Origin of the sequence: Nocardiopsis halotolerans DSM 44410, assembly GCF_000341065.1 — a bacterium.
In the GTDB taxonomy this organism is placed as follows: Bacteria; Actinomycetota; Actinomycetes; order Streptosporangiales; family Streptosporangiaceae; genus Nocardiopsis; species Nocardiopsis halotolerans.
Genome location: NZ_ANAX01000233.1, coordinates 1 through 13,010, shown reverse-complemented (window position 1 = coordinate 13,010; position 13,010 = coordinate 1). Strand labels below are relative to the sequence as shown.

General features: G+C 71.3%; 9 protein-coding genes and 1 pseudogene. 7 read left to right on the top strand and 3 right to left on the bottom strand.

Going from position 1 to position 13,010, the window contains the following annotated elements; genetic code table 11:
* Positions 1-12: 12 nt before the first annotated feature.
* Both D455_RS0117700 and D455_RS0117695 read right to left on the bottom strand, forming a co-directional pair.
* Positions 13-1,044 (bottom strand): hypothetical protein, encoded by a 1,032-nt coding sequence (locus tag D455_RS0117700; RefSeq protein ID WP_026122726.1) that lies wholly within the window; start codon positions 1,042-1,044, stop codon positions 13-15.
* 654 nt (positions 1,045-1,698) lie between these two features.
* Positions 1,699-2,772, bottom strand: a complete 1,074-nt coding sequence (locus D455_RS0117695) for a coiled-coil domain-containing protein (RefSeq protein WP_017572044.1) — start codon at positions 2,770-2,772, stop codon at positions 1,699-1,701.
* A gap of 416 nt (positions 2,773-3,188) precedes the next feature.
* Between D455_RS0117695 and D455_RS0117690 the strand changes: the two genes are divergently transcribed.
* The 6 genes from D455_RS0117690 to D455_RS0117665 all read left to right on the top strand — a co-directional run bounded on the left by D455_RS0117690 (position 3,189) and on the right by D455_RS0117665 (position 8,661).
* Positions 3,189-4,145, top strand: coding sequence for a methionine ABC transporter ATP-binding protein (locus tag D455_RS0117690; protein ID WP_017572043.1), 957 nt, complete (start codon positions 3,189-3,191; stop codon positions 4,143-4,145).
* Positions 4,142-4,864: a methionine ABC transporter permease gene (locus D455_RS0117685; RefSeq protein ID WP_017572042.1), complete on the top strand. Its 723-nt coding sequence runs from the start codon at positions 4,142-4,144 to the stop codon at positions 4,862-4,864. Before D455_RS0117690 ends, D455_RS0117685 begins: the two co-directional genes overlap by 4 nt.
* Before the next feature lie 206 nt (positions 4,865-5,070).
* On the top strand, positions 5,071-6,468 hold the full coding sequence (locus D455_RS0117680; protein WP_017572041.1) for a GH1 family beta-glucosidase: 1,398 nt from the start codon (positions 5,071-5,073) through the stop codon (positions 6,466-6,468).
* Between the two features lie 177 nt (positions 6,469-6,645).
* Positions 6,646-7,680, top strand: coding sequence for a LacI family DNA-binding transcriptional regulator (locus D455_RS0117675; RefSeq protein ID WP_017572040.1), 1,035 nt, complete (start codon positions 6,646-6,648; stop codon positions 7,678-7,680).
* A gap of 84 nt (positions 7,681-7,764) precedes the next feature.
* Positions 7,765-7,983, top strand: coding sequence for a hypothetical protein (locus D455_RS0117670; RefSeq protein ID WP_017572039.1), 219 nt, complete (start codon positions 7,765-7,767; stop codon positions 7,981-7,983).
* A 57-nt stretch (positions 7,984-8,040) separates the two neighbouring features.
* Positions 8,041-8,661, top strand: coding sequence for a hypothetical protein (locus tag D455_RS0117665; protein WP_026122725.1), 621 nt, complete (start codon positions 8,041-8,043; stop codon positions 8,659-8,661).
* A gap of 250 nt (positions 8,662-8,911) precedes the next feature.
* Here D455_RS0117665 and D455_RS30855 read toward each other — a convergent pair.
* Positions 8,912-9,966: pseudogene (locus D455_RS30855) on the bottom strand (M15 family metallopeptidase).
* 783 nt (positions 9,967-10,749) lie between these two features.
* Here D455_RS30855 and D455_RS0117655 point away from each other — a divergent pair.
* Positions 10,750-13,010, top strand: a 2,261-nt coding sequence (locus D455_RS0117655; RefSeq protein WP_017572036.1) for a sensor histidine kinase, incomplete at its 3' end; no start/stop codon positions are given.

Genomic DNA, 13,010 nt, shown 5'->3' with positions numbered 1-13,010 from the left:
TGTACGGATCGGTCAGCTGCCGACCGCGGCCAGAGCCTCGGCGCCGGCGTTGGCCATGATCTCCCCGATGTTCTCGGGCATGACCAGGTCCTCGGAGTCGTCCTCCTCGCCGAAGGGCGGGTGCACCTGGTACTGGACCTTGATGTTGAGGTTGGCGGTACGGATCAGCACCGTGGCCTCGGGGATGTCGTTGCCCAGGAAGTCGTACTTGGTGAGGACGTACTGGGCCTCGTCCCCGAGGTCGAGCTCCTCGTTCGCCTCGACGTTGTCGGCCTCGTAGGAGGTGTTGTACTCACCCTCGCCGTTGAGCTGCTGGACGGAGCTCTGGAAGTCGGCCGTGGCGGCCTCGACGGAGTCGGCGGCGGAGTAGGGGACACCGTAGCTGATCTTCAGGCTTCCCCACGTGCCCTCCGGGTTGCCCTCGGGGGCGGCGCCGTTCAGGCTCTCGCAGGAGGAGCTCTCCTCCTGGACGTACTTGTCGCCCTGGTCCTCCAGCAGGAAGTCGGAGACCACCTGGTCGGTGAAGGAGGTGCAGGGCTCGGTGGGCACGGCGTAGGGGGGCTCGCCCGCGGGGGCCGCGTCGGTCTCGGTGTCGGTCTCCTCGCCGCCACCCTCGCCGCCGCCACCGCCGCCGTCGGTGGTCTCCTCACCGCCCTGGGTGGGGCCGGGCTCGGGAGCGACGGTCTGCTGGCCGCCGTTGCCGTTGGTGACGAGCATGACCACGACCGCGATCACCAGGACGATGATCACGGCGCCGCCGCCGATCACGACCCACAGGCCGGCCTTACCGCCGCCCTGGGGCTGCTGCGGCGGGGGAGGGGGGTAACCGGGGCCGCCGCCGTAGGGCGGCTGGCCGCCCGCGTACATCTGCTGTTCCTGGGGACCGGGGAAACCCGCGGGGCCACCGTATCCGGGCTGGCCGCCGGTGCCCTGGTCACCGTAGGGAACGCCCTGGGGAGGGCCGTAAGGCGGCTGGCCCCCACTGTTGTCCCCTCCGCCGTAGGGGTTGTGCGGCGGTTGGTTGTAAGGTCCGTTTTCGCTCATGGCTCCCCTCGCCCGTGTGTGATGACCGTCTTGTCTGGGACGCGTGTGTGCGCCGGTGGGTTCTCACGACTTCCCGTCCGACCCGTCCAAGGGAGGGGCACGGGAACCGTGTGGGGGAGGCGCACCTGCCGCTACCGCCGTTCCGCGGGCGAGGGCGGGGGCGTGGGGCGGGTGTTCCCCGTGTCCGTCAGGGGGTTCCGGCGGATCGGGCGGGCCGACCACGGAGGGTCGGAGGAGGCCGGGGGCTTCCTGCGGGCCGATCCGGGACGTGTTGCATCCTAGCTGTGGGGAGCGCCCCGAGGGCAGGTCAGACCATGGGTAGGGGAGCGAATCGTCACTGTTTTGTGTCGGTTGTGCGCGAGCTCATCGCGTACGTGACGCAATCGTGATGGCGATTCCTGGGCGATTGGAGAGGATCCGGGGTAATGGGCGCCGCCTCGGCGGCGCCCTCCCGGAGCCGTGGGCCCGCTCCCGGGGAGCCTCTCGTCACCGTCCGCTCGGGGCCGGGCGTGTGGGGTGAGCGAAGGCCCTCCGTGTGGCCGGAACCGGTCACCCGGGCGCCCGGTGCTCCCGGCCGGCGCCCTCCCGGAGGGGAACGCCGCGGTACGGGCCCGCCGGTGACGGGCCCTCCTGCGGGCGGGGGCCGATCCCCCCTCAGAACATCGAGATGTGCACGTGGTCGAAGTGGTTCTGGGTGATGTCGCCGCGGTCGGCCATGGCGCGCCAGCCCTCGTCGCCCCGGCGGATGTCCCAGATCTTCTGCCGGTAGATGATGTACATGATCCCCAGCCGGTCGGCGTTGGCCTGGGCCCACTCCGCGATCGCGTAGCCGCGGTCGATCTGCTCCTGCGAGGGCATCGTCCCGTTGGGGTCCAGCATGAAGTCGCAGGCGCGGCCCTTGGGGTGCTCACCGACCACCCAGCCGCCGACCGCCCGGTAACAACCCACGCCGCCCACGTCGGCGCCCTCGCCGAACTCGTCGATGACCAACTCGCGCATCTGCTCGGTGCGCGGGGTGATGTTGAGCGGGCCGCCCATCGGCTGCACGGGGTGGTCGGCGATCATCCGCTGCACCTCCTCGCGGCGCCCCTCCAGCTCCTCCAGGTCCTCCTCGGCCTCGAGCAGCTGCTCCTCGGCGTTCTCCCGCGCGGTCTCGTCGCGCTCCAACGCCGCCTGGAGCCGCTCGATCTTGTCCTGGTTGCTGGTGGACAGGTAGTCGATCACCACCGCCCGGTCGACGACCTCGTCGGGTTCGGCCTCGACGAACAGCGACATCGCCAGACCGAGCCCGCTGCTGGTGTAGGTGGCGACCGCCAGGGCCCGCACCTGGTCGCGCGCCTCCTCCACGTCCTCGCGGGTGCCGTCGGCGCGCTCCTGGGCCTGTTCGGCCTCCGCGATGACGCCCTCCATGTCGCGCAACTCGCCGTTGTACTCCTCGCTCAGGGCGTCCGCGCGTGCCTGGAGGTCGCTCATGCTCTCCGGCTCCCTGGGCGGAGGCACGGCGGCGGCCGTGCCCTGGGGCAGGAACAGGAGGGTGCCGAGCATGGCCGTCGCGAGGGCGGCGACGCGCGCCCGACCGGGGCGGACGGAGGCGGAGAGGGCTCCGGGCAGGACCCCGGCAAGGACCCCGGCCAGCGCCCGGGCGTGCTCCGCCCAGGTGCGGTCGGGGGGATCGGGAGCCCAGAAGTCGGCGAAATCGTCCACTCGGCTCAGGTCGTCGGACTGCACGGTGTGGTCGCTCCTTGGACCCGCGCGGCTTCGGTCACGGAAGCGGAACGGGCACTGTTTCTCATCGTTTCCCGGGCGGTGCGCACTCGTCCGAGCGGCCGTGCCCCCCGGTCTCTCGTACGCGCCTGGGTCAGGGGGTGAGAGTAACGGGACGGTCATGAGTGTAGGCACTCGCGCGGGGGTTCCGTCGGGAGGGGACGAACCCGTCTTGCGACGAGGACCCTGATGTGGTGCATATAACCCGGTCACAAGGGATGATCCATGCTTTTCAACCCGTTTCCCCGTGGTTGAGTGGGGAAAGCGAAGGCCCCTGCGCGCGACCGAGCCACCACCGTGTCCCCGACGGGCACCACCGTGCGGTGGCGGTCGCTGTCCGCGGCCGACGAGACGTCGATGGGAAGACCGTGATTGAGGCAGTGGGTCTCCACAAGGCCTACAGGTTGAAGAAGCACCGGGTGACCGCCCTGAGGGGGGTCGATCTGCGGGTCGAACCCGGCGAGATCTTCGGTGTCGTGGGCCAGAGCGGCGCGGGCAAGAGCACCCTGCTGCGCTCGGTCAACCTCCTGGAGCGCCCGGACGCCGGAACGGTCCGGGTCGCGGGCGAGGAGCTCACCGCGCTGCGCGGTGCGCGGCTGCGGGCCGCCCGGCGCGGCATGGGCATGGTGCACCAGCACTTCGCCCTGCTGTCCTCACGCACCGTCGCGGGCAACGTGGCCTTCCCCCTGGAGGTCTCCGGCGTGGGGCGTGCCCGCCGTCGCGCGCGCGTGGGCGAGCTCCTCGACCTCGTGGGGCTCGGCGACAAGGCGCGCGCCTACCCCTCCCAGCTCTCCGGCGGCCAGAAGCAGCGGGTCGGTATCGCCCGCGCGCTGGCCTCGGACCCCAAGGTCCTGCTCAGCGACGAGGCCACCTCCGCGCTCGACCCGGACACCACCGAGTCCATCCTGGCCCTGCTGCGCCGCCTGCGGGACGAACTGGGCCTGACCATCCTGCTGATCACCCACGAGATGGACGTGATCAAGCGGATCTGCGACTCCGCGGCGATCATGGAGGACGGCGGGTTCCGGGAGTCGGGCCGGGTGCTCGACCTCATCGCCACCCCCGGTTCGCTGCTGGCGCGCTCGCTCTTCCCGCTGCCCGCGCACAGCGGATCGGACACGGTCTACGTCACCTATCCGCGATCCTTCGACGAACCGCTCATGTCCGAGCTCACCCGCCGCTTCGACGTGGACGTCAACATCCTCGGCGGCGGTGTGGAGGAGGTCGCCGGGCAGTCCGTCGGCCGTCTGAGCGTGGACCTGCGCGGTGACCGCCGGGAGCAGGCCCTCGCCTACCTGTCCGAGAACGGTCTGTTGGTCGAGGAGGCCGGAAAGTGACCCTCACCCTCGCCGCCGCGGCCGAGAACGCGAGCGCCTGGGACTCCGTCGCGGCGTTCGTCCGGGCCTGGCCCGCCATGTGGCCCGACCTGTGGCTGAGCACCCTGGACACCCTCTACATGGTGTTGTGGTCGGCCCTCGTCAGCGTGCTCGTCGGCCTGCCGCTGGGTGTGCTGCTGGTGGTCACCGACAGGGGCGGCCTCATCCCCGCCCCCGCCGTGCGCACCGCACTCAGCGCCGTCGTCAACATCGGCCGCTCGCTGCCGTTCATCGTCCTGATGGTGGCGGTGCTCGCCCTGACCCGCCTCCTGGTGGGCACCACCCTGGGTCCCACCGCCGCGATCGTGCCCCTCAGCATCGGCGCGATCCCCTTCTTCGCCCGCCTGGTGGAGACCTCCCTGCGTGAGGTGGACCGCGGGGTCGTCGAGGCCGCGTACGCCATGGGGACCCGGCGCCTGACCATCGTGGGCAAGGTGATGCTGCCCGAGGCCCTCCCCGGCCTCATCGCCGGTCTGGTGATGACCGTGGTCACCCTGATCTCCTACTCGGCGATGGCCGGCGCCATCGGTGGCGGCGGTCTGGGCGACCTGGCCATCCGCGAGGGCTACCAGCGCTTCAACGACCACTACCTGTGGGCCACCGTCATCCTGCTCATCGTCATCGTGCAGGCCGCGCAGAGTCTCGGTGACCTGATGGTGCGCAGGCTGTCCCGGCGCTGACGGACGCCGGAGGGCCGTCCGGATCCCGTTCCGGGACCCCGGCGGCCCTCCGGGACCCCGGTGCCACCACTGCCTCCCGTAACGGTTGGGTTGCGGTGCCAGGCACTTCGATCGAGATTGATTGACATCAAAGTACTTCTCTGTTTCCTTTATGGGAGCGCTCCCAAAACGATGTCCCCTCGTCACGGAAGGTGCGTACACAAGCAGTGAGCAACCGCAACGATTTCCCTGAGGGCTTCCTCTGGGGGGCGGCAACCGCCTCGTTCCAGATCGAAGGCGCCACGACCGCGGACGGCCGGGGCCGGAGCATCTGGGACACCTTCGCCGACACCCCCGGCAAGATCCTGGGCGGAGACACCGGCGACCCCGCCGACGACCACTACAACCGCTACGCCGACGACGTCGCGCTCATGAGCCAGCTCAACCTGGGCGCGTACCGCTTCTCCATCGCCTGGCCGCGGATCATCCCCGAGGGCACCGGCGCGGTGAACCAGGCCGGAATCGACTTCTACGACCGCCTGGTGGACGCGCTCCTGGCGGCCGGGATCCAGCCCTGGGCCACCCTCTACCACTGGGACCTGCCCCAGCCGTTGGAGGACGCCGGCGGCTGGCCCCACCGCGACACCGCCTACCGCTTCCGCGACTACGCCCAGGTCGTCGCGGACGCCCTCGGCGACCGCGTCAGCAACTGGATGACCATCAACGAGCCCTGGTGCTCGGCCTTCCTCGGCTACGAGAACGGCCACCACGCGCCCGGCCACAGGGACCCGGCCGCGGCCCTGGCCGCCGCCCACCACCTGCTGCTCGGCCACGGCCTGGCGGTCGAGGCGATCCGCTCCACCGGGAACCCCGCCCGGGTCGGCCTCGCCCACAACCAGGCGGTCATCCGGCCGCACGGACCCAGCGCCGCCGACGCGCGCGCGGCCCGACGCGCGGACGGCGTGCGCAACCGCATCTTCACCGACCCCCTGCTCAAGGGCCGCTACCCGGAGGACGTGAAGGAGGACCTCGCCGGCATCAGCGACTTCTCCTTCCTGGCCGACGGTGACCTGGCCATCACCTCCGCCCCGCTGGACTTCCTGGGCGTCAACTACTACTCGCCCGAGTTCGTCGCGGCCTCCGCCAAGGGCCTGGACCCCGCGCTGGTCAGCGGCGAGGGCGGTGCCTGGCTCGGCGCCGAACCCGAGGAGGTGCACGTCTCGCAGGGCCTGCCGGTCACCCACATGGGCTGGGAGATCGACGCCACCGGCCTGTACGACGTGCTCACGCGCCTGGCGGGGGAGAGCGGCGGCATCGACCTCTACGTCACCGAGAACGGTTGCGCCTTCGAGGACACCGTCACCGAGGACGGCGAGGTCAACGACACCGACCGCATCGACTACTACGAGGGCCACCTGAGGGCCGCCAAGGAGGCGGTGCTGGCCGGGGTGCCCCTGCGCGGGTACTTCGCCTGGTCGCTTCTGGATAACTTCGAGTGGGCGTGGGGATACTCCCGCCGGTTCGGCATCGTGCACGTCAACTACGAGACCCAGCAGCGGATCATCAAGGACAGCGGGCACTGGTACGCCGAACTGGCCAAGACGGGACGGTTCCCCGAGCGCTAGATTGTGCCGCCGGACCGCGGCGTCGGTCCGGCGAACCGCGGACGAGGGTGGGGTGTCTCACGGGGCACCCCACCCAGCCGTTCGGTGCGGGTACGACCGAGGATGCCCGCCGAACACGCCGCCGTTCCGGGAAGGAGTGCCCGGGACGGCGGCACACGATTCCAGAGGAGCCTCGAAGTGGCCAAGAGCGGTGGTGGTCGGAAACGTCCGACCCTGGAGATGGTGGCGCAGCGCGCCGGGGTCGGACGCGGCACCGTCTCACGTGTGATCAACGGGTCAGCCCAGGTGAGCCCGCGTACCCGGGAGGCCGTGCACACGGCGATCGCCGAACTCGGCTACAGCCCGAACCAGGCCGCGCGCACCCTGGTCACCAGGCGCACCGACACGATCGCCCTGGTCGTGTCCGAACCCCGGGACCGGTTGTTCGACGACCCGTTCTTCCCCGACATCATCCGCGGGGTGAGCACGGTCCTGCACGAGCGCGACCTCCAACTGATGCTCACCACGGCTCGAACGGAGGCCGAGCACAAGCGGGTGGGGGACTACCTCAGCGGCTTCCACGTGGACGGGGCGCTGCTGGTGTCCCTGCACGGCGACAACCCGCTCTCGGCGCGCCTGTTCGAGGCCGGTCTGCCCGTCGTGCACGGCGGCCGTCCCCACTCGCCCGACCAGCCCGCGCCCTACTGCGTCGACATCGACAACATCGGCGGGGCCAGGGCGGCCACCCGGCGCCTGCTGGACCAGGGCCGTCGGCGCGTGGCCACCATCACCGGCCCCCAGGACATGAACGCGGGCGTGGAGCGGCTGCGCGGCTACCGCGAGGTCATGGCCTCGGCGGGGATCGGGGTCGACGAGCGGCTCGTCGTCCAGGGCGACTTCAGCGTGGACGGCGGAGCCGAGGCGATGGAGCGGTTGCTGGACACCGGACTGGAGCCCGACGCGGTGTTCGTGGCCTCCGACATGATGGCCCTCGGCGGCCTGCGCGTGCTGCGCTCACGCGGCCTGAGCGTGCCCGGGGACGTCGCCCTGGTCGGCTACGACGACAGCGTCATGGCCCGGCACAGCGACCCGCCGCTGACCACCGTCCACCAGCCCTCGGTGAAGATGGGCAAGGAGATGGCCCGCCTGCTGGTGGACGTGGCGATTCCGCGCGCGGTGGACACCGAGACGGTGATGCTCGACACCCGTCTGGTCGTACGCGAGTCCGGCTGAGCCCGTGACCCGCCCCCACGGGTGGACGCGCACGTGACCACTGTGCAAGGCTGGTCGCGATTTCGCGTGAGACGGTGGGAGCGCATGGACCGGGAACCGACACACAGCCGGTGTGCGATCTCCTCGTGCGGATGGTGCGAGCAGGACGGGGTCGACTGCCGGTTCTGCTCCGGCACGGGGTGGTGGCGGCCGGAGCGGCCCCACCGCGACGGCAGCGGGGTGATCGTCTGGCTGCGGGTCGACGAGCCCTGCCGCGGGTGCGCCGGGACGGGCAAGGAACACAGCCCGACCGCCGCGCTCTGAGGAGCCCCTCCGCGCTGGACGAACCCCTCCGCGGTGGACGTGGACAAGGAGAAGCACATGCGCTGGGTGACCTACCTGTCGCCGAGCGGCGGGAGCGAGCGCGTCGGAGCCCTGGACGACGGTGACGTGCTGGGCGTTCCCGAACCCGCTCCCCTCATGGACCTGTTGGAGGCGGGCGCCGACACCCTGGCCGCGGCCCACGCGCGCGCCGTCGCCGAGCCGATCGAGATCATCGTCGAGCTGGAGGCGCGCATGCGTGCCCCGGTGGTGCCCGCGGACCCGGTGTCGGTGCGGGCGGGCGACGACGTGTGGGAGATCGGCCCCGAACTGGTCCGCGGCACGGACGACGCGGTGCCGCCCGACGCGCGCTCGGCACGCGTGGGCGTGGCCGCGGTCGCCGGGGCGCGCGCCTTCACACCCGCGTGCCTCTGGTTGGACGGAGAGGGAGGGCCGGTGCAGCTGAGCCTGGGGCCGGTGCTGACCACCGCCGACGAGGTACCGGGGGAGCCGTTGCCGGTCAGCGCCTCGGTCGACGACGGGGAGCTGGGGCGCGGCCTGGNCGGACGGGTGCGGGCGCTGCTGCCGGTGGCGACCCCGCCGCTCGAGGCCGACGACGAACTGTTCGTGGACGCCGACGTCCTGGGCTCCTTCGAGGTCCGGGTCGGCTCCCAGGTCTGAGGGGATCCCCGGCCTGGCGGGGGTTCCCGGGGCCGAACGGGGTGCGACGGTTGGTCCGGGCGCCCTCCCCGCCCCGTCGGGTGCGCTGCCCTCGTACGCCGTGCGCTGGGGGCATGCGGAAGTCGGCGGGACCGGGTGACCCCCCGTTCTCCAGTGAACCGCGAACACGCACGACCGCGCCAGGGCGGGCTCCGGCCTGTGGACGACGCTCCGTCCCGGCGTTCCGGACCGCCCGCGCCCGGTCCGCCCGTCAGGCGCTGAACTCCCAGTGCCAGGGTTCGAAACCGCCCCGGGCCCAGTGCGGGTTGTGCCAACCGTGGTCGGGGGCGTTGGCCAGCATCCACTCGTGCTCGACCGTGCCGAGTCGGTTCACGCCCCCGCACAGGTCCACGGCCAGGCCCAGTCCGTGCTGGCTGGTCCCGGGCCTGGCGGCCATACCGGGCAGCATCTCCCGGAACAGGCGCACCTGCACGTGGTAGGGCCGGTAGGAGTCGGCCACGCACATCGGCCGCCCGAACTCCTCCCGGTAGGCGCCGTCGAGTTCGATGAAGGCCTCGGCCGCGTCGGCCCGCAGCCGCTCGCCGGGCTGGGGCAGGGGACACAGCACCGACGCCGGTATCCGCCCGTTGGCGTAGGAGAACGCGTTCCTCCCCGTGCACCCGTGATCCGTGATCTCCACGACGGGTTCCTCGCCCGCGCCCTCCTTCTCTTCCTCGTTGTGCCGATGTTCGTTGTCCTCGTTGGTGGAGTTCACGGCGCGCGCGTCCCGCAGCGCCGCCTCGCGCCGCTCCTCCTCCGCCCGGGCGTCACGCACCTCCGCGAGCCGTGCCTCCAGCCGTGTCTGCTTCTCCAGCAGCTCTTCCAGCGCCGCCTCCTGGTCGGTGACGGCCCGAACCGCCTCCTCCCGNCCGCCGCGGCCTGCTCCCGCTCGGCGGCCTCGGCGATCCCCACGAGGGTGTCCGTGGCCACCCCCGCGGCCTGGGCGCGTTCCACGTCGGCCTCCCGGTGCGCGCCCAACAGGGTCAGGTAGGCGCCGCGTTCGAGCATCCCGGCGGGGCCCTCCGGTCCGGTCCAGGCGCGCACCATGCCCAGGTCGCCGCCCATGTAGGCGAGGGCGGCCTGTCGGGCGGCGGCCAGGCGGGCCTCCTCGCCGCGCTCGTCGGCCTCTCCGGCGCGCTCGTCGGCCGCCTCGCTGCGTTCGGTCAGCTCGGCGAGGCGCTCGCGCTCGGCCTCGTAGCGTTCGATCTTCGTCAGCGCCTCCTGCCGCAGGGTCTCCATGCCCGCGCGCAGCTCGGCCAGTTCCACCCGTACGTCGCCCAGCGCCGAGCCACCGCTGACGTCGGCACCGCCGGGCGCGGCGGCGGAGAGGGAGAGGAGTACCGCGAGTCCCACGGGGAGTGCGGCGCTGACCGAAAAGGTGCGCGCGAAGGACCTGCGGAAACCCTGAGCTTCTGACTTGTCACGAGGCGTGTCTGATTCAGGACATGACGAGGCACGCATTCTTGCTTCCTCCCCGGACCTGCGTGTACGTCTTGTCACGATGTCATGTCAGGGCGGTGTTGGTGGGGAAGCTGGCGGTGTGTCCAAAAAGTTACCTCGGTCCCTGATGGGGTTTCGGTCCCCATCCTGACCTGGCAAATTGGCCATAATGCCGACATTGTGGGCATTATGGCTCCGGGCAGCCGAAGATGATCTTGCCGATCGCCGTCAAACCGCCGAAGCGAGCCCTTCGCGCCCATTGGTACGCTATCCACCGCACGCGCACCTACGAAGATCTTCGGGTGCGCGGCTCCTCTCCTCCAGGCGAGTCCGGCGGACAGTCTTCACATCTCCCCACATTCCCCACCGCTCCCGGTTTCGGTGGACCCAGTGGTCTATACCGGTTTTCCGAAGGTGCTTCGGTCGGAGCGGTCGGCCCCTGGGGTTCCAACCAGCCGCTCGAAGCGGTGACACGAAAGGTTGCGAGGGTCCGTGTCGACACGAGCGACGAAAAACGGGGCCAGCGCGCAGAGCGAGGCAGCGCAGGCCGAACATGCCGATGCCACGCCCAAGCGCAGAGCCGACTGGTGGCGGCCACGTAACTGGCGGGTGCGCTCCCGACTGGTGGCCCTCATCGTCATCCCCACGGCGGTGGCGCTCGCCCTCGGCGGCCTGCGGGTCTACGAGGCGGCGTTCTCCACCGTCACCCACGCGCACATCCAGGAGCGCGCCGAGGTCGGTGTCCTCATCGTGGAGCTGGCCAACCAGCTGGGCCGCGAGCGCAGCGCCAGCTCGATCTACATCTCCGACAACGCCGACCCCGAGCGGCGGTCGGACGAGCTGCGTCAGCGCCTGGAGGAGGAGCGCGACGCCTCCCGCGAGCTCCAGCAGACCCTCACCGCCAGGCTGGACGACATGGGCGAGATGGACACCGAGACCGCCAGGTCCCGCCTGTCCAACCTGCGCACCCAGGTCTCCACGCTGGAGGCCCTGCGTTCCGAGGTCGACGAGACCCGCATCACCGTCCTGCCGGTCGTCACCAAGTACCGCACGGTCACCCGCACGCTGACCGACTTCAACCAGACGATGGCGGACGAGACCAGCGACACCAACCTCCGTGAGAGCGTCCGGACGCTGACCGCGCTGTCCAACGCCCGCGACCAGCTCTCGTACGAGACCTCGCTGATGAGTCACGCCCTGTCGCGCAACACGATGACCGGCGGCATCGCCGAGGCCATCGACTCCAGCCGCGCCCGCTACGAGAGCGAGATCGCCAACTTCGTCCAGGCGGCGAGCGAGGAACAGCGCGAGATCTTCGACACCAACTTCACGGGTCTGGAGGTCAGCCAGGTCTCCACGATGCGCATGCGCGTCATGTACCGCGCCGAACGCAACGACAACCTCACCGGTGTGACCGCCAACGACGGCCCCGAGGACTACAGGGAGGTCGCCGACACCGCCCTGGACCGCCTCCAGAAGGTGGAGGAGGGCATCGCCGAGGGCATCGCCGCCGACGCCGACGCACTGCGCGACGACGCCATGGCCCGCGCCCTGCTGGACCTCTTCATCGTCGTGGTCGTGCTCCTGGCGGTCTTCGTCCTGACCTCCCTCGTGGTCCGCTCCCTGGTGCGCCCGCTGCGCACCCTGGAGGACGGTGCCCGCCGGGTCGCCGAGCGCGACCTGCCCGACGCGATCAACCGGATGCAGGAGGCCGGGACGGTCCCCGAGAACGTCAGGGTCACCCCCATCGAGGTCGAGACCCGCGACGAGATCGGCGAGGTGGCCCGCGCCTTCGACGACGTCCACCGCGTCGCCCTCACCCTGGCCTCCGACGAGGCCGCCCTGCGCAGCAACGTCAACGCGATGTTCGTCAACCTGTCCCGCCGAAGCCAGACCCTGGTGGAACGGCAGCTGCGCCTCATCGACGGTCTGGAGCAGTCCGAGCAGGACTCCGACCGCCTCTCCGACCTGTTCCAGCTGGACCACCTCGCCACGCGCATGCGCCGCAACAACGAGAACCTGCTGGTCCTGTCCGGCCAGGACAACACCCGCAAGTGGGCCCAGCCCGTCCCGCTGGTCGACGTCCTGCGCGGCGCCATCTCCGAGGTCGAGCAGTACGAGCGCGTCAACGTGCGCGCCCCCTCCCACATCTCGGTCCTCGGCCGTCCGGTCAACGACGTCATCCACCTGGTCGCCGAGCTGGTGGAGAACGCCACCTCATTCTCCCCGCACGACACCGAGGTCCTGGTCAGCGCCAAGACCCTCGACGACGGCGGCGTCCAGGTCGACGTCACCGACAGCGGTATCGGCATGGCCCCCGAGGACCTGGCGGCGATCAACGCCCGCCTGGCCGCCCCGCCGGTCATCGACGTCGCGGTCTCGCGCCGCATGGGTCTGTTCGTGGTCTCGCGCCTGGCCCACCGCCACGGCATCAGGCTCCGCCTGGAGGAGGCGCACGGCGGCGGGACCACCGCGCGCGTCACCTTCCCGCCGGACCTGTTGATCACCCCCGTCGAGGGCCAGCACGCCCTGGGCGGTGCGGACGGCCGCCCCGAGCTCCCCTCGGGCGCGCCCAACACCTACGCCGACGCCGAGGCGGCCTTCGCCTCCACCCCGGCGGCCGCGGAGCCCACCGACCCCTGGCAGACCCAGGAGACCGGTACCAGCCCCGGCGAGATGGGCGGCCTGCCCAAGCGCCAGCCCGCCGTCACCCGCTCGGACGAGCACCCGCCCAGCGGCCAGGACCTGTGGAGCGACACGGGTTCGGCGTGGGACACCACCCGGGGCGCCGGGACCACCGGGAACGGTGCCACCAACGGCGCCAACGGCCGTACCGTCGTCGACCCCTACGAGGTCCCCGAGGACGACGA